This window comes from Myxococcota bacterium (genome assembly GCA_041389495.1).
Lineage (GTDB): Bacteria > Myxococcota_A > UBA9160 > UBA9160 > UBA4427 > JAWKRT01.
The window spans coordinates 370,362-385,792 of sequence record JAWKRT010000001.1 but is presented as its reverse complement, the minus strand read 5'-3'; the positions used below and the strand labels follow the sequence as shown (position 1 = coordinate 385,792).

Genomic DNA, 15,431 nt, shown 5'->3' with positions numbered 1-15,431 from the left:
TCGCTCGTCGTGCGTGCCATGGCTCAGAACCGGAACGTGACGCCGCCACCGACCTGGTCGCGGTCGGAGCGGAAGCTCGCGCTGCCCGCGTCGATGTCCTGGCGCTGGTAGAAGACGTCCGCCGACAGGTGGCGACCGAAGACCCAGATGAGCCCCGCACCGTAGTCGTACACGCGCTGTCGGTTGCGGCGATCGGGGATGAACGCGAAGCCCGGGCCGTCGTAGTCGGCGAAGCGCGCCGAGAAGCGCAGCTCGCCCCAGAGGCTCCCCACGAGCTGGGACGATGCCTTCGCCGAGAGCTGGTGCGCGTCGTAGTCGAAGTTGTCGCCGTCGGCGTCGTTGCGCGCGAACCCGTAGCCGATGGTGATGGACCTCCGGTTGCGATCGAAGCGGTAGCGCGCCGTCAGGTCGACGCGGTCGAGCTCGGCGTCGCGCCCGTTCAGCCCCTCGTTCGGGAAGCGCACGTCGAAGGCGTTCCACTCGTGCGCCCAGGCGAGCGTCACGGCGAGCCCGCGGCACACGTCGGCGCTCGCGGAGAGGCCGAGCGTGTGCGCCTCGAGCCCCATCGCGTGCACGTCGCCGTCCTCGAACCGGAACGCATAGCTCGCGCCGAAGCGCACGGGCGTTCCCGCGACGACGTCGCGGTAGCCCACCGTCGCCGTCGGGTGGACGGCGAGCAGGTCGTAGTCGTCGTGGTCGTCGTTGACGCCGGGAACCTGCATCTGCTGCTCGTCCGCGTACCAGACGTTCTGCAGCGAGGCGGCGGCGGCGAGCGTCCAGTGCTCGTCCTCGAAGACGCGATAGCTCCCGTCGATCGCGAGGCCGCCGAGGAAGCTCGACGTATCGCCGACGAAGAGCGTCATGTCGGGAACGAGCTGGACGTTGTCGTCGTAGCCGATGAACGGGCGGATCGACAGATCCCACGGCCGCGCCGCTTCGCGCGGCTTCGTCGAAGGAGGGGGACTCGAGCTCTCGAACTCCGCAGCTGCCACGAGGGGGAGCGCCGCGACGATCGCCATCGCGCGCACCAGCACCGATCTCGACACCGATCTCCTCCCGACTCCGAACGGGCACCGAAGCCGGGCATCCCTCCCCGAACGGCGGCCGCGACCGCGCGCATCCTACCGCACGCCGCAGCCGGTCAGGTCGCCGTGAGTCGTCCGTACACGCTCGTGAGCGCCTCGATGAGCCCGTCGGGGTGCGGAAGGATGTGGAACCCGCCGGCCCCGAACAGCGAGGGCAACGCCTCGCGCGCCACCCGATCGACGGCGAGCGCATGCGCGTGGATGCCGCGCGAGCGGGCCTCGTGGATCGCGCGCCTCACGTCGGCGACGCCGTAGCGCCCTTCGTAGCGATCGTAGTCCGTGGGCTTGGCGTCGCTCACGAGCAGCAGCAGCCGCTTCTCGGCCGGCACCGACGCGAGCATCCGCGTCGCGTGCCGGATCGCCGGCCCGACGCGCGTGTATCCCGTCGGCTCGAGTGCCGCGAGCCGCCGCTTGCCCGTGCTCCATTCCTCGCCGTCCCCCAGCACCCTCCACACGTGGCAGCGATTGCGCGTCTCCGAGGCGAACGCGTGGATCTGGAGCCGGTCCCCCAGCTGCGTGGCGACCTCGCCGAGCACGAGCGCGGCCTCGCGACCGACGTCGAGGATCCTGCGCCCGCCGACCCAGGAATCCGTCGACATCGAGACGTCGAGGAGGACGAGCGTCGCGATGTCGCGCCTTCGCCGCTGCTGTCGGACGTAGACGCGCAGGCTCCCGCCGCGACCTGCGCGGCGCTCGACGTGCTCGTCGATCGCTGCCTCGAGGTCGACGTCCTCGCCGTCGAGCTGGCGGCGCGCCGCGCGCAAGCCGGCGCGCTGCGCCTCGAGCCTGCGACGCAGATCGCGCACGAGGCGGCGATGCGTACACAGCGACGCGCGCGCCCAGATCGCATCGCCGACGCGTGCGTCGGCGGGATGGACCGTGCACCACGCCTTGCGGTATCGCCCCGTGCGCACGTCCCACTCGTCGTAGGCGATGCCTCGCCGACGGCCGTCGGTGTCGCCTGCGTCCGCGACGTCGACGCCGACGTCGAGATCCATCGCGAGTACCGAGGCCGCCGACGCTCCGCCCCGGAACAGATCGCCGAGCTCGACCTGCTCGAGGGCCTCGAGGTGCGCGTCGAGCTCGTCCGCTCCGTCGAGGTCGCGGTGCCCGCCGCGGTACGCGTCGAGCGTCTCGACGCGCTCGAACGGCGCGCTCGGCGGTGCGTCGCGCACGTCGACGTCGCGCTCGAGCGCGTCGGCCCGGCGGAGCTCCCCGACGGCGGGTGCCTCGCGCTCGGTCGAAGGCGGCGGCCCTTCGCGCGCCGACGCGCCATCGACGTCCCTCGAAGGGTGCGCGTCGATCGATGCGATCCACTCGCCCCACACCGCGACCGGAGCGCTGCGGTTCCTTCCCCTGCGCGCGCCGACGAGACGTTCGCGGACTCCTGCGTCGAGCCAGGGGCGCCCACCCGCGATCGCGGCGCGGCGCGCGTCCTCGAGCGCCGCCTCGAGCCCCGCGGCTCGCGTCCCTGCGGCGATGCGCGCCGCGAGCACGCGCGCCATCACGCGATCGTGGAGCGCGCGAAAGCCGGGCAGGTCGACCGACGCCATGTCGACGGCGGCGCGCGCGAGCCTCAATGCATCGAGTGCGGCTTCGTACGTCGCCTCCGTCGGCGCGCGTGCCGGCGCGAGCCGCAGGAGCCCGGCGAGGACGACGACCTGGACGCGAAGCGCGTCGAGGTTGAGCGCGGCGTCGGCCGCGATGCACGTGCGCTCGGGGATCAGCATCTCGCCGCCGCGGATCCCGCCGACCCCGCGCGCCGCGCGCAGCCGCACCGGCGCGCCGGTCAGCGCCCGTGCGAGCACCGCCATGCGCGTACGCACGTCGGCGAATGCGATGGCGTGCGCGTCGGTCGCCGTGTCGCGCGACCGGGGGCGAAGCCTTCGCCACCTGGCGTGGAGCGCGCGGAAGACCCCTTCCTCCCAGTCGAGGATGCCGCGCCAATCCATCCTCAGAACGCCAGCGCGACGAGGTCGCGCAGGCCGGCCGCGATCTCCTCGTCGTCGGTCAACGCCTCGACGATCGCGTGGCTGCATGCGGCGCGCGGCGCGACGCCCGCCTGCAGCAGCCGGGCGGCGTTCACGAGCAGGCGGGTCGACGGCCGCTCTGCGAGTCCGAGCTCCTCCATCGCCCGCAGCCTTCCCGCGAGCGCCACGAGCCTGCGCGCGCGGCCTGCATCGAGGCCCGTCTCTCCCTCGAGGATCTCGCACTCGACGTCGGGCTTCGGATGGTCGAACGAGAGCGCGACGAATCGCTGTCGCGTCGACGGCTTGAGCTCCTTCAGCCCTCGCTGGTAGCCGGGATTGAAGCTCGCCACGAGCATGAACTCGTCGGGAGCGACGAGCGTCTCGTCCCGCCGGTCGACGTGCAGCGTTCGTCGATGGTCGGCCAGCGGATGGATCACCACGACGACGTCGCTGCGCGCTTCCGCGAGCTCGTCGAGGTAGAGGATCGCTCCGCTGCGCACGGCGCGCGTCACCGGCCCGTCCTTCCAGACGGTCTCGCCTCCCTCGAGCAGATAGCGCCCCGTCAGGTCGACCGCGGACGTCTCGTCGTGGCACGCGACCGTGACCAGCGGGCGTCCGAGCCGCGCGGCCATGTGCTCCACGAGCCGCGACTTGCCGCATCCCGTCGGCCCCTTGAGGAGCAGCGGCGTCCGCAGCGCGAACGCGCGCTCGAACACGTCGCACTCGTCGGCGACGGGCCGGTACCAGGGAGCCTCCGTTCGCTCCGCCGCGACCGCGGCCTCAGGACCGCTGGATCGCTTCGTCATTGGGCAGGCCGAAGCGTACGAACTGCACGATGAACAGGGCGATGCCGAACGTCAGGAGCAGGCCCGCGAGCACGACGCCGCCGAAGTGCACCTCGACGGCCTCCTGCACGGCGAGGAAGTCCATGCCGAGCTTTCGCTCGAGGTACACCTGCGCGATGCCCGCCACCGCGAAGGCGCCCGTCATGCCGACCATGCCGACGTTCGACGCCCAGAAGGCCCACTCCGGGAGCGCCCCGACGAAGAGCTTGCGACCCGTCAGGTTCGGCATCGCATAGCTGATCATCGCGAGCACGAGCATCGCGTACGCACCCCAGAACGCCATGTGGCCGTGCATCGCGGTGATGATGGTGCCGTGCGTCCACAGGTTCACCTGCGGGAGCGTGTGTGCGAAGCCGAGGAACCCGGCGCCGACGAACGACATCACGCCGCATCCGACCGTCCAGAAGAGCGCGATGCGATTCGGGTGCGTCATCCCTCCGCGCCGCGCCATCGTGACCGCGTACATCGCCATGCCGAGGAACGCGAGCGGCTCGAGTGCCGAGAACACGCCGCCGACGAGCAGCCAGTACTCGGGCGTCCCGATGTAGTAGTAGTGGTGGCCCGTCCCGAGGATGCCGGAGAGGAACGTGAAGCCGACGATCACGTACAACCACTTCTCGATCAGCTCCCGATCCACGCCCGTCAGCTTGATCAACAGGAACGACAGCACGCCGCCCATGATCAGCTCCCAGACACCTTCGACCCACAGGTGGACGACCCACCAGCGGAAGTAGGAGTCGAGCACCTGGCTCTCGAACGTGATCATGCCGGGCAGGTAGAGCAGCGCCGCCGCGACGAGCCCGACGAGCAGCACGCTCCCCGTCGTGGTGAATCGCGGCGCCCCGAGCGCGGTGCGCCCCACGACGTACAGGAAGAGCAGCACGTCGGCGACGACGAGGTAGTCGAGCGGGCGCGGAATCTCGAGGAACTTGCGTCCCTCCCACCATCCGAACTGGAAGCCGACGAGCGCAGTCACGCCGACGATCACGAGTCCCGCCCACTGCACGACGGCGAGCCGCTCGCTCACGAGCTCGCGGTCGGCCTCCTCGGGAACGATGTAGTAGGCGGAGCCCATGAATCCGGACAGCAGCCACATCACGAGCAGGTTGATGTGCGACGTGCGCGCAGCGTTGAACGGGAGCACGTCGTGCAGGACGTCGTAGCCCATGTGCGCGAAGCCCATGACGAAGCCGAAGACGAGCTGGAGGGCGAACAGCAGCATCGACGTCGCGAAGAAGAGATAGGAGACGCGCTGGGATCGGAACTTCATGGTCGGCTCCTACTCGAGGCCGCTGAGCCAGGCGACCAGCTCGCGGCGAACATCGTCGGGAAGTCGCAGATCCGGCATCGCCGTGCCCGGCTTCACGGCCTGCGGATTCGCGAGCCAGCGGTCGAGCGTTGCCGGGTCCATCCGCGACGCGACGCCGTCGAGTGCGGGCCCGACCACACCGCCCTGCCCCCCGAGCGAGTGACAGGCGATGCACACGCGATCGAAGTAGGCTGGGCGCGCCGAGGCGGGCGCGTCGCTGCGGGCCGCGAGTGCGGTCGCGGGTCGCAGGTCGGGCTCCGGCGGAAAGCCGTTCGTGTCGATCTCGCCGATCCAGCCGAGGAAGGCGATCACGTCCGTGATCTCCTCCTCGCCGAACCCGTACCGCGCCATCCGACGCCGTCCGGGATACATCGCCTCCGGATCGCGAAGGAAGAGTCGGATCCACTCCTCACCGCGGCGTTCGACGACGCGCGTGAGCTCGGGAGCGTAGTAGGCGCCCTCGCCCAGGATGGTGTGGCACCCCATGCAGTTGTTCGCTTCCCAGATCGTCTTGCCGCGCACGACGGAAGCCGTCATCCGATCGGAGTTCTGTCTTGCGGGAATCTTGCGGAGCGTGTCGACGGTGAGCAGCACGAAGATCGCGGAGAAGAAGATGGTGCCGCCTGCGAAGAAGGCTCGAGCCTGGGACTTCGTGAGCATCGGGGCGTGCTCCTCGTGTCGGAGAGTGCGGGGAGGACGCTCTCGCCCCCCTCGTCCATCGAAGCGTGTTTATCATGAACATATGATCTTTTGCAACGTGCGCCGGCGGGAAGGTCGCCGGGGGGGCGTCGCCTGATGTTCTCCCTCACGACCCGCTATGCGCTCCGCGCCGCCGTGCTGCTCGCCGAGCTCGGACCGGAGGACCGACCCGCGACGGTCGGCGAGATGGCGGAGGCCCTCGGCATTCCCCGCAACTACCTCTCGAAGACGCTCCACTCCCTCGCCAAGCGGGGCGTTCTCACGTCGGGACGCGGCCCGAGCGGCGGCTTCCGGCTGGCGCTCCCGCCCGAGGAGCTCGCACTCTCGCGCATCGTCGACGCCGTCGAGCCCGGCCTCTGCGACCAGGCCTGCCTGCTCGGCCGCCCCGTCTGCAGCGATGCCGACCCGTGCTCGGCGCACGTCCACTGGAGGCGGCTCACGGGCGAGCTCGATCGGTTCCTCGACGAGACGACGGTCGCCGACCTGGTCCGGCGGGAGTCGGCGAAGCCGCGCCCCTCGAAGACGGCGAAGACCGGTGGCAAGACGGCGGGGGGACACGCGCGACGCGCACGACGCTGAGCGCGAAGGCAGCGGGAACGCGCCCGCGCGCGCGATCGGATTCCGGGAAGCGCCGCGGCGCGACTAGGATCGCACCATGCCGACGGCGCTCTCGCTCTCCGCGCTCTCGTTCGTCGCCGTCCTGGCCGCGCTTCCCGCGCACGGCGCGCGCGCCGACGAGCGCGCGCCGCTGCGCGTGCTCGCGGCGGCGAGCCTCGCCGACGCGGTCGCGGACGCCGCGCGCGACTGGAATGGCGCGCGCGTCGAGGCGAGCTTCGGCGCGTCGAGCGCGCTCGCGCGGCAGGTGCGCGACGGCGCACCGGGCGACGTCTTCCTCTCGGCGAGCCGTGCGTGGATGGACTTCCTGCGCGACGCGGGCGCTCTCGCGGGCGAGCCCGTCGTCGTCGCGCGCAACCGGCTCGTGTGCATCGCGCCGCGGGGCCGCGGCGAGGCGCTCGCCGGCGCGGGCGTCACGGGGCCGCGCGCGCTCGCGGGCGCGCTCGACGACGATGCGCGCATCGCGATCGCCGACGAAGGCGTGCCCGCCGGCGAGTACGCGCGCGCGGCGCTCGCGAGCAGCGGGGCCGACGAAGCGCTGCGCGGACGCCTCGTCGGCCAGCGCGACGTGCGCGCGGTGCTGTACGCGGTCGAGGCGGGGGAAGTCGACGCGGGCTTCGTGTACGCGACGGACGCGCGCGTCGCGGACGTCGACGTCGTGTTCGCGTTCGATCCGGCGACGCACCCTCCGATCGAGTACCTGGCCGCCGCGCTGCGCGGCGCGCGCGCTCCCGCGGAGGCGCGCCGCTTCCTCGACCACCTTCGCAGCGCAGCGGTGCGCGCGCGCCTCGCCGCCGCGGGCTTCGCGCTCCCGTGATCGCGTTCGGCGAGGCGGAGCGCGAGGTCGTCGCGCTGTCGATCCGCGTGGCGGTGCTCGCGGTCGCGGCGAGCCTCGTCCCCGGCGTCCTCACGGGCTGGCTGCTCGCGCGCTGGCGCCACCCGCTGCGCCCGCTCGTGCAGGGCGTCGTGATGCTGCCACTCGTGCTGCCGCCGGTCGTGACGGGCTACCTGCTGCTCTTCGCGCTCGGGCGCAGCCGCCCGCTCGGGCGCGCGTGGCACGCGCTCACGGGCGAGCACGTCGCCTACACGACGGGCGCCTGCGTCGTCGCGGCGGCGGTCGTCGGCTTTCCGCTCCTCGTCGAGGCGATCCGGCTCGCGATCGCGGGCGTCGACGCGCGCCTCGAGCAGGCGTCGCGCACGCTCGGCCGCGGCCGCATCGACACCTTCGCGCGCGTGACGCTGCCGCTCGCGCTTCCGGGCGTCGCGTCCGGCGCCGTGCTCGCGTTCGCGCGCGCACTCGGCGAGTTCGGCGCCACGATCGTGCTCGCGGGCAACGTCGCGGGCGAGACGCGCACGATTCCGGTCGCCGTCTACACGCTGCTCAACGTGCGCGACGGCGAGCCGGCCGCGCTCGCGCTCGTCGCGGCGAGCGTCGCGCTCTCGCTCGTCGCGCTGCTCGGCTCGTTCTGGCTCTCGGCGCGGGCGCATCGCCCGTGATGCTCGAGCTCGCGCTCCGCCACCGCTTCCGCGGCTTCGCGCTCGACGTCGAGATCGCGACGCGCGGCCCGGTGCTCGGCGTGTTCGGCGCGTCGGGCAGCGGCAAGACGACGCTCCTCCACGCGATCGCGGGGCTCCTGCGTCCGGACGCCGCGCGCATCGCGGTGCGCGGACGCGAGGTCGCGCGCGTTCCCGGCGGCGCGTGGACGCCGCCCGAGCGGCGGCGCTTCGCGCTCGTCGACCAGGACGCGCTCCTCTTCCCGCACCTCGGCGTGCGCGCGAACCTCGCCTTCGCACCCGGCGCGCGCGCGCGGCTCGCGAGCGAGGAGGGCCAGCGCACGCTCGACGTGCTGCGCATCGCGCCGCTCCTCGACCGCGGCGTCGCGAGCCTCTCGGGCGGCGAGCGCCAGCGCGTCGCGCTCGCGCGCGCGCTGCTCGCCGCGCCCGAGCTGCTGCTGCTCGACGAGCCGACGAGTGCGCTCGACGCCGAGCTCGCGCGCGACGTGCTCGGGCTGCTGCTGCAGCTGAAGCGGCAGCTCGGCACGGCGATGGTCTTCGTCACGCACCGCGCGCCCGAGCTGCTCGCCCTCGCCGACGACTGCGTCGTGCTCGCCGGCGGGCGCGTCGCCGCGCACGGCACGCCCGTCGACGTGCTGCGCCGCCCGCGCGCGCTCGGCGTCGCGAGCCTCGCGGGCGTCGACAACCTGCTGCGGCTCACCGCGCTGCGCAGCGATGCGCGCGCCGGCACGACGCTGCTCGACCTCGGCCACGGGATGGCGCTCGCGGCGCCCCTCTGCGACGCGCTCCCCGGTGCGCCCGTCGACGTCGGCTTCTACGCGGAAGACGTGCTGCTGTGCCTCGAGGCGCCGCGCGGCACGTCGGGGCGCAACGCGCTCGCGTGCGAGGCGGAGACGGTGGAGCCGCTCGGGCGCGACGTGCTCGTCGCGCTGCGCGTCGGGGCGACGCGCGTGCTCGCGCGCGTGACTCCCGGCGCGGCGGAAGAGCTCGGGCTCGCGCCCGGGCTCGCGCTCGTCGCGGTCGTCAAGACGTCGGCCGTGCACCTGCTCGGCGAGGCCGCAGGCCGAAGCGGCACCTGATCGCCCCTTCGTGCGATGATGCGCGCCCGCGCCGCGAACCGCGCCGCGCGACGGAGGCCCCGCGATGCGCACGCCCATCTGCGACCAGCTCGGCATCGAGTTCCCGATCTTCGCGTTCTCCCACTGCCGCGACGTCGTCGCCGCCGTCGCGAACGCGGGCGGCTTCGGCGTGCTCGGCGCGCTCGCCTTCGAGCCCGAGCAGCTCGAGATCGAGCTCGCGTGGATCGACGACCACGTCGACGGCCGCCCCTACGGCGTCGACTTCGCGATGCCCGCGAGCTACGTCGGCAAGGGCGGCGGCGAGCAGGCGAGCGCCGCGAGCCTGCGCGCGATGATCCCGGAAGAGCACTGGCAGTTCGCGAACGCGGTGCTCGCCGAGCACGGCGTGCCGCCGCTCCCGGAGGGCAGCGGCGCGCGCAAGACGAAGGCGGCCGGTCTCGGCGTCGACGAAGAGGGGCCCGGCCAGGTCGACGTCTCGCTCGCGCACCCGAACGTGAAGCTGCTCGTCAACGCGCTCGGTCCGCCGCCCGCCTACGTCGTCGAGCGTGCGCACGCGAAGGGCGTCCTCGTGGGCGCGCTCGCGGGCAGCGTCGAGCACGCGCGCAAGCAGGTCGAGCAGGGTGTCGACGTGATCGTCGCGCAGGGCACGGAGGCCGGCGGGCACACCGGCGAGGTCGCGACCATGGTGCTCGTGCCCGACGTCGTCGACGCGGTCGGAGGCCGCGTCCCCGTGCTCGCGGCGGGCGGCATCGGGAGCGGCCGCCAGATGGCAGCCGCGCTCGCGCTCGGCGCGCAGGGCGTGTGGACGGGATCGATCTGGCTCACGGTCGCCGAGTCGGCCGTCGAGCCGCACGTCGTCGAGAAGCTCCTCGTCGCCGGCTCGCGCGACGCGGTGCGCTCGCGCTCGATGACGGGCAAGCCCGCGCGCCAGCTGCGCACCGCGTGGACCGAGGCGTGGGAGCGACCGGGCGCGCCGAAGACGCTGCCGATGCCGCTGCAGGGCATCCTCTACTCCGAGATGGCGCACCGCTTCGTGCGCGCGCGCGACCCCGAGCTGTCGGGCAGCCCGGTCGGGCAGATCGTGTCGCGCATGAACGAGGTGCGCTCGAGCCGCGACGTCGTGCGCGAGATGGTGGAGGAGTGCGTCGAGACGCTCGATCGCGTGAACGCGCTCTTCGGGCGCGACTAGCGTTCCGCGCGCGCCGCTCCGCCTCCGGCGAGCACCCCGGCAGCACTCCTGCGTTCCACCGGGAAGCGCGCTCGCGAACGCCCGGCATCGCGCGCGCCAAGTGCGCGCCGCTCAAGCGATCGCGCACGGCTCCGATGCAGCCCTGGCAGGCGGCGACCGCCCGTTCCGGAATCGCCCGGACGTGCGCTCGCCCCTTCCGCCGGAGGCTCCACCGTGATCCAGCAGCTGCTCTTCCGCATCGCGAACGAGAAGCCCTTCTTCCATCCCGTCGTCCGCGGCTTCCCGGGCGTGCCCGCGCGCACCGCCTTCCTCCCCTCGCTCGTCGCGCTCGCGGCGCGCGCGCGCGAGGAGGCGCGGCCGCTGCGCATCCTCGAGGTCGGGAGCTGGGTCGGGTCGTCGGCGCTCGCGTGGGTCGAGGGCCTGCGCGACGCGTGCGCGGGCGAGGGCACCGTCTACTGCGTCGACCTCTGGCACACGGACTCGTCGGCCTTCGTGTTCGAGCCGGGGGCGATGGCGCTCGCGAACGAGTGGCACCAGATCGGCTACGAGGTCTTCCGCTACAACGTGCAGGTCGCGGGAGCGCAGCCGTGGGTCGTCCCGATGCTGGGCGACAGCCGCAAGGTCCTCCCGGCGCTCGCACCGGCGAGCTTCGACATCGTGTACGTCGACGGCTATCACGGCTACGAGATCGCGACGGAGGACATCGCGCACGCGAAGCGGCTCGTGCGCGACGGCGGCATCGTGTGCGGCGACGATCTCGAGCTGCAGGTGCACGAGTGCGACGCGGCCGCGCTCGCGCGCGACCGCCACCTCGACGACGGCGTCGAGCCGACGAGCGGTCGGCCGTACCACCCGGGCGTCACGGCCGCGGTCGACGAGCACTTCGGGCGCGTGCGACCGCACATCGGGCTGTGGGCGATGCGCCGCCTGGGCGCGGAGCATCCGCGCTGGGAGCCCGTCGTTCTCGAGACGCTCCCCGTCTCGATTCCGCGCTACTTCCCGACCGGGACGGCGACCGAGGCGCTGCGCACGCTCTACGAGAACGGCTGGGAGCGCGCGGACGACGGCACGCATCGCCACCGGTCGGCACGGGCGCACGGATCGAAGACGCGATGCGCGTCCGCGTCGCCGCCTTGCTAGTCGGCGCCCACTCCGCGGCGGCCGCGCGCGAGCGACGGCCTAGCCGGGCGCGACGTCCTGCCCGATCTGCCGCAGCAGGCTCGCGCCGTCGAAGTAGACCCTCTCGTTCGTGATGCGATCTCCGTCGAACGAGAACACCGCGATCATCGGGACGCGGAAGGCCTTGCCGGTGGGCGGGCGCCCGTAGAAGGGCCCGCGGTTCGTGCCGAGCAGATCGAACTCGACGATCACCGCCTCCTCGGCGAGGTGCATGCGCAGGCTCTCGTGCCGCTGGTCGGGGAACGCCGTGCGCGTCGCCCGGTAGTAGCCCATCACCGCGTCGGCCCCGTCGTACACCTGCCCGGTCGGCACGATCTCGTAGCGGGGGTGGTCGAAGGTCGCGAGCGTGCGCTCGAACTCCTGGTCGACCTCGGACTGGAAGTGCTCGAGCACGACGGCGCGTCGCCGCGCGTCCAGGGCATCCCTCTCCGATCCATCCACGGGCGTCCTCCTCGTCGACGGCGAGTCGGGGAAGCAGGTACCAGAGCGCCGCGACGCGCGCACCCGTCCCGACGCGCGCTCGGCTAGGCTCCGCGCCCGGAGGACGCCGCCCGTGTACGAGCACCTGCTCTCGCCCGTTCGCATCGGAACCCTGGAGCTTCGCAACCGCATCGCGATGTCGCCGATGGGTGTCGAGATCATCGACGGCGACGGGCACGTGCGCGAGCCCGTGATCGCCTACTACGAGGAGCGCGCGCGCGGGGGCGCCGGGCTGCTCATCACCGAGGTCGCGGCCGTCGCCTACCCGATCGGTGCGAACTCCGTGCACCAGATCGCGATGTCGGACGACGAGTACCTGCCCGGCCTGCGCGCGCTGACCGATCGCGTGCACGCGCACGGCGCGAAGATCGCCGTCCAGCTCGTGCACCACGGCAAGGCCGGACGCCTCGACGTGAAGCAGGGCCGCGAGGTGTGGATGCCGTCCGTCCCCGAGTGGCACGGCGCGATGACGATGGCGAAGGATCTCACGCGCGAAGAGATCGGCATGATGATGGGAGCGACGGGCGGCGGCCAGCCCAAGTACCGCTCGATCACGAAGCAGGACATCGCGACGCTCGTCGACTGGTTCGCGTGCGCCACCGAGCGCGCGCGACGCGCGGGCTTCGACGCCGTCGAGCTCCACGGCGCGCACGGCTACATCCTCTCCGAGTTCCTGTCGCCGCAGTGGAACCGCCGCGACGACGAGTACGGCGGCAGCGTCGAGAACCGCTCGCGCCTGCTGTGCGAGGTGATCCGCGCGTGCAAGGAGCGGGCGGGTCGCGACTTCCCCGTGTGGTGCCGCCTCGACGCGAAGGAGTTCCGCACGCCGAACGGCATCGTGTTCGAGGATGCGAAGGTGACGGCGCGGCTCGCGGCCGAGGCCGGAGCCGACGCGATCCACCTCTCGGCGTACTCGGACTCGACGTCGGGCGTCGCGTTCACCGACGCGCCGCTCGTCCACGCGGAGGCGGCGTTCGTCGAGCAGGCGGCCGAGGTGAAGGCGCTCGTCGACGTGCCCGTGATCGCCGTCGGGCGCATCGAGCCCGAGCTCGGCGACCGCCTCGTGCGCGACGGCAAGGCGGACGTGATCGCGATGGGGCGCAAGCTGCTCGCCGACCCGTCGCTCCCGAACAAGCTCGCCGCGGGCCGCCGCGAGGACGTGCGCCCCTGCATCTACTGCTACACGTGCGTCGCGCAGGCGTTCTTCGACAAGAGCGTGCGCTGCGCGGTGAACCCGGTGACGGCCAACGAGGTCGCGCGCGGCGACGTCGAGCGCGCGAAGGCGCCTGCGCGCAAGCGCGTCGTCGTCGTGGGCGGAGGGCCGGCGGGCATGGAGGCGGCGCGCGTCGCCGCGCTGCGCGGCCACGAGGTGACGCTGCTCGAGAAGAGTGCGCAGCTCGGCGGCACGCTGCGCTTCGCATCGCTCGTCTACGAGCCGAACGAGCGGCTCCTCCGGTGGCTCACGCGCCAGATGACGGAGCTCGGCGTCGCCGTCCGTCTCGAGACCGAGGCGACGCCCGCAGCCGTGCGCGCACTCGCGCCCGACGCGCTCCTCGTCGCCGTCGGCCCGAGCCGCCGCGCGCCGGAGATCCCCGGCATCGACGCCGACCACGTCTTCGACGGCGACGACCTGCGCGCGCTGCTCACGGGCGAGGGCGGCGGCGACGCGTCGCGCAAGCTCTCGCTCGTCGGCCGCCTCGCGGTGCGCGCGGGGCGCGCCGTCGGCGTGACGAGCGACCCCTCGAAGCTGCGCGAGGCGTCGCGCGCCTACATGCCCGTCGGCCGGCGCGTCGCGATCCTCGGCGGCGGGCTCGTCGGCTGCGAGCTCGCCGAGTTCATGCACGACCGCGGCCGCGAGGTGATCGTGCTCGAGGAGGGGCGCGACTTCGGCGCACAGATGGCGCACCCCCGCCGGTGGCGCGTGCTCCACGACCTGCGCGAGGGCGGCGTCGAGCTCGTCGCGAACGCGCGCGTGCTCGAGATCCGCGCGGACGCGGTGCGCTTCGAGGTGACGCCGCAGAGCCGCACGGGCGACGCCGCGCCGCAGGTGCGCGAGTTCGCCGCCGACACCGTCGTCGTCGCGACCGGGCTCGAGGGCAGCCCCGAGCTCGTCGCGCGCTTCGACGGGCTCGCGCCGCACGTCGAGGCGATCGGCGACTGCACGGGCGTCGGCTATCTCGAGGGCGCGATCGGCGACGGCTTCCGCGCCGCGAGCGCGATCTAGGCGGGAGGCGCGCCGTGCCCTTCGCGCGCGTACGCGAGCTCGACGTCTACTACGAGCGCACCGGCGCGCGCGACGGCGCGCCGCTCCTGTTCATCAACGGGACGGGCGGCGACCTGCGACACCGGCCGGGCCTCACCGGCGCCCTGCCGCCCGAGCGCTTCGACGTCGTCGCCTACGACCAGCGCGGGCTCGGCCAGACGAGCATTCCCGAAGGCCCGTACTCGATGGAGCAGTACGGCGACGACGCCGCGGGGCTGCTCGACGCGCTCGGCATCGAGAGCGCACACGTGATCGGCGTGTCGTTCGGCGGCATGGTCGCGCAGCACCTGGCGATCCGGCATCCGCACCGCGTCCGACGCCTCGTGCTCGCCTGCACGTCGAGCGGCGGCGCGGGCGGCGCGTCGTACCCGCTGCACGAGCTCGAGGGCGAGAGCGACGCGCGCTACCGCGGCGAGCGGTTCCTCGAGATCTGCGACACGCGGTGGGACGCCGCGTGGCGCGCCCGCGAGCCCGATGCGTTCGACCGGCTCGTCGGCATGATGGCGGCGCGCGCGCCGATCGCCGCCGACGCCGACGCGGCGCGCGAGGCGGCGCGCGGCGCGGCCCTGCAGCTCGAGGCGCGCCGCTTCCACGACGTGTACGACCGGCTCGGCGAGATCGCGGCGCCGACGCTCGTGTGCGGCGGGCGCTACGACGGGATCGCGCCCGAGGCGAACCAGCGCGCGCTCGCCGGGCGCATCCCGCACGCCGAGCTCGCGCTGTTCGAGGGCGGCCATCTCTTCCTGCTGCAGGACGGCGCCGCCTTCCCGCACATCGTCGCCTTCCTCGAAGCGACGGGCTGAGGCGCGAGCGGCTCCGGCGCGCGCCCGCCGGGCCGGCCCGACGATGCTAGTCGCCCGCCGCGCTCCCGCCGCGGCGCTCGATCTCCGCGAGCCGCTCGCGCAGGTGCGCGGCGTCGATCCAGACGTGGTAGTCGCGCCGCACGTCGGCGAAGCGCACGACACCGTCGGCGTCGAGCAGGTACGTCGTCGGGTGCGGCACGCCCTCCTCGATCGGCTCCGGCGTCGCGAGCCGCAGCCCGAGCGCGTCGATCGCGCGGCTCCCCGGGTCGACCGCGAACTCGATCCGGTCGCGCAGCCCCATGCCGTCGATGAAGCGCAGCGCCTTGTCGTCGACCTGCTCGCGCGCCATCACCCACACGATGCGCAGGTCGTCGACCTCGGCGAACACCCTCCGCAGCTC

Annotated in this window: 15 protein-coding genes; 8 read left to right on the top strand and 7 right to left on the bottom strand. The window is 73.3% G+C overall.

Features of this window, described 5'->3' with window-relative positions; all coding sequences use genetic code 11:
* Window positions 1–23: 23 nt before the first annotated feature.
* From R3E88_01720 to R3E88_01700, 5 genes are all read right to left on the bottom strand, one after another.
* Window positions 24–1,046: a hypothetical protein gene (locus R3E88_01720; protein MEZ4215172.1), complete on the bottom strand. Its 1,023-nt coding sequence runs from the start codon at window positions 1,044–1,046 to the stop codon at window positions 24–26.
* Between the two features lie 95 nt (window positions 1,047–1,141).
* Entirely contained in the window at window positions 1,142–2,899 is a 1,758-nt protein-coding gene (locus R3E88_01715) for a VWA domain-containing protein (GenBank protein MEZ4215171.1), read from the bottom strand.
* Window positions 2,900–3,039: 140 nt separating this feature from the next.
* Complete coding sequence (locus R3E88_01710) at window positions 3,040–3,861, bottom strand: CbbQ/NirQ/NorQ/GpvN family protein (protein ID MEZ4215170.1); 822 nt, start codon at window positions 3,859–3,861, stop codon at window positions 3,040–3,042.
* Entirely contained in the window at window positions 3,836–5,170 is a 1,335-nt protein-coding gene (locus tag R3E88_01705; GenBank protein MEZ4215169.1) for a cbb3-type cytochrome c oxidase subunit I, read from the bottom strand. Before R3E88_01705 ends, R3E88_01710 begins: the two co-directional genes overlap by 26 nt.
* A 9-nt stretch (window positions 5,171–5,179) precedes the next feature.
* Window positions 5,180–5,869 carry a c-type cytochrome gene (locus R3E88_01700; protein ID MEZ4215168.1) on the bottom strand — a complete coding sequence of 230 codons (690 nt, stop codon included), beginning with the start codon at window positions 5,867–5,869 and terminating at the stop codon, window positions 5,180–5,182.
* Between the two features lie 135 nt (window positions 5,870–6,004).
* On the opposite strand from R3E88_01700, the gene R3E88_01695 reads away from it, so the two are divergent.
* From R3E88_01695 to R3E88_01670, 6 genes are all read left to right on the top strand, one after another.
* Window positions 6,005–6,487: an Rrf2 family transcriptional regulator gene (locus R3E88_01695; GenBank protein MEZ4215167.1), complete on the top strand. Its 483-nt coding sequence runs from the start codon at window positions 6,005–6,007 to the stop codon at window positions 6,485–6,487.
* Between the two features lie 76 nt (window positions 6,488–6,563).
* Complete coding sequence (modA, locus tag R3E88_01690; GenBank protein MEZ4215166.1) at window positions 6,564–7,340, top strand: molybdate ABC transporter substrate-binding protein; 777 nt, start codon at window positions 6,564–6,566, stop codon at window positions 7,338–7,340.
* Window positions 7,340–8,020 (top strand): molybdate ABC transporter permease subunit, encoded by a 681-nt coding sequence (gene modB / locus R3E88_01685; protein MEZ4215165.1) that lies wholly within the window; start codon window positions 7,340–7,342, stop codon window positions 8,018–8,020. The genes modA and modB overlap by 1 nt, the downstream gene beginning before the upstream one ends.
* Window positions 8,020–9,117, top strand: coding sequence for an ATP-binding cassette domain-containing protein (locus R3E88_01680; protein MEZ4215164.1), 1,098 nt, complete (start codon window positions 8,020–8,022; stop codon window positions 9,115–9,117). The genes modB and R3E88_01680 overlap by 1 nt, the downstream gene beginning before the upstream one ends.
* A 64-nt stretch (window positions 9,118–9,181) precedes the next feature.
* Complete coding sequence (locus R3E88_01675; protein MEZ4215163.1) at window positions 9,182–10,306, top strand: nitronate monooxygenase family protein; 1,125 nt, start codon at window positions 9,182–9,184, stop codon at window positions 10,304–10,306.
* Window positions 10,307–10,519: 213 nt separating this feature from the next.
* Entirely contained in the window at window positions 10,520–11,446 is a 927-nt protein-coding gene (locus R3E88_01670) for a class I SAM-dependent methyltransferase (GenBank protein ID MEZ4215162.1), read from the top strand.
* A gap of 39 nt (window positions 11,447–11,485) precedes the next feature.
* Here the strand turns inward: R3E88_01670 and R3E88_01665 are convergent, their stop codons facing one another.
* The gene (locus R3E88_01665; protein MEZ4215161.1) at window positions 11,486–11,926 is read right to left on the bottom strand and encodes an ester cyclase; all 441 of its coding nucleotides are present in this window, start codon (window positions 11,924–11,926) and stop codon (window positions 11,486–11,488) included.
* Between the two features lie 112 nt (window positions 11,927–12,038).
* Between R3E88_01665 and R3E88_01660 the strand changes: the two genes are divergently transcribed.
* Window positions 12,039–14,189: an FAD-dependent oxidoreductase gene (locus R3E88_01660; GenBank protein MEZ4215160.1), complete on the top strand. Its 2,151-nt coding sequence runs from the start codon at window positions 12,039–12,041 to the stop codon at window positions 14,187–14,189.
* Window positions 14,190–14,203: 14 nt separating this feature from the next.
* Entirely contained in the window at window positions 14,204–15,031 is an 828-nt protein-coding gene (locus R3E88_01655) for an alpha/beta hydrolase (GenBank protein MEZ4215159.1), read from the top strand.
* 46 nt (window positions 15,032–15,077) lie between these two features.
* On the opposite strand, the gene R3E88_01650 is transcribed toward R3E88_01655, so the two are convergent.
* Window positions 15,078–15,419, bottom strand: a complete 342-nt coding sequence (locus R3E88_01650; protein MEZ4215158.1) for a hypothetical protein — start codon at window positions 15,417–15,419, stop codon at window positions 15,078–15,080.
* Window positions 15,420–15,431: the final 12 nt, after the last annotated feature.

Bases quoted from the DNA above. Each gene is read 5' to 3' on its own strand.
- R3E88_01705 (MEZ4215169.1), bottom strand. From the start codon at position 5,170: ATGAAGTTCCGATCCCAGCGCGTCTCCTATCTCTTCTTCGCGACGTCG.
- modA (MEZ4215166.1), top strand. From the start codon at position 6,564: ATGCCGACGGCGCTCTCGCTCTCCGCGCTCTCGTTCGTCGCCGTCCTG.
- R3E88_01680 (MEZ4215164.1), top strand. From the start codon at position 8,020: ATGCTCGAGCTCGCGCTCCGCCACCGCTTCCGCGGCTTCGCGCTCGAC.
- R3E88_01710 (MEZ4215170.1), bottom strand. From the start codon at position 3,861: ATGACGAAGCGATCCAGCGGTCCTGAGGCCGCGGTCGCGGCGGAGCGA.
- R3E88_01695 (MEZ4215167.1), top strand. From the start codon at position 6,005: ATGTTCTCCCTCACGACCCGCTATGCGCTCCGCGCCGCCGTGCTGCTC.
- R3E88_01715 (MEZ4215171.1), bottom strand. From the start codon at position 2,899: ATGGCGGTGCTCGCACGGGCGCTGACCGGCGCGCCGGTGCGGCTGCGC.
- R3E88_01700 (MEZ4215168.1), bottom strand. From the start codon at position 5,869: ATGCTCACGAAGTCCCAGGCTCGAGCCTTCTTCGCAGGCGGCACCATC.
- R3E88_01675 (MEZ4215163.1), top strand. From the start codon at position 9,182: ATGCGCACGCCCATCTGCGACCAGCTCGGCATCGAGTTCCCGATCTTC.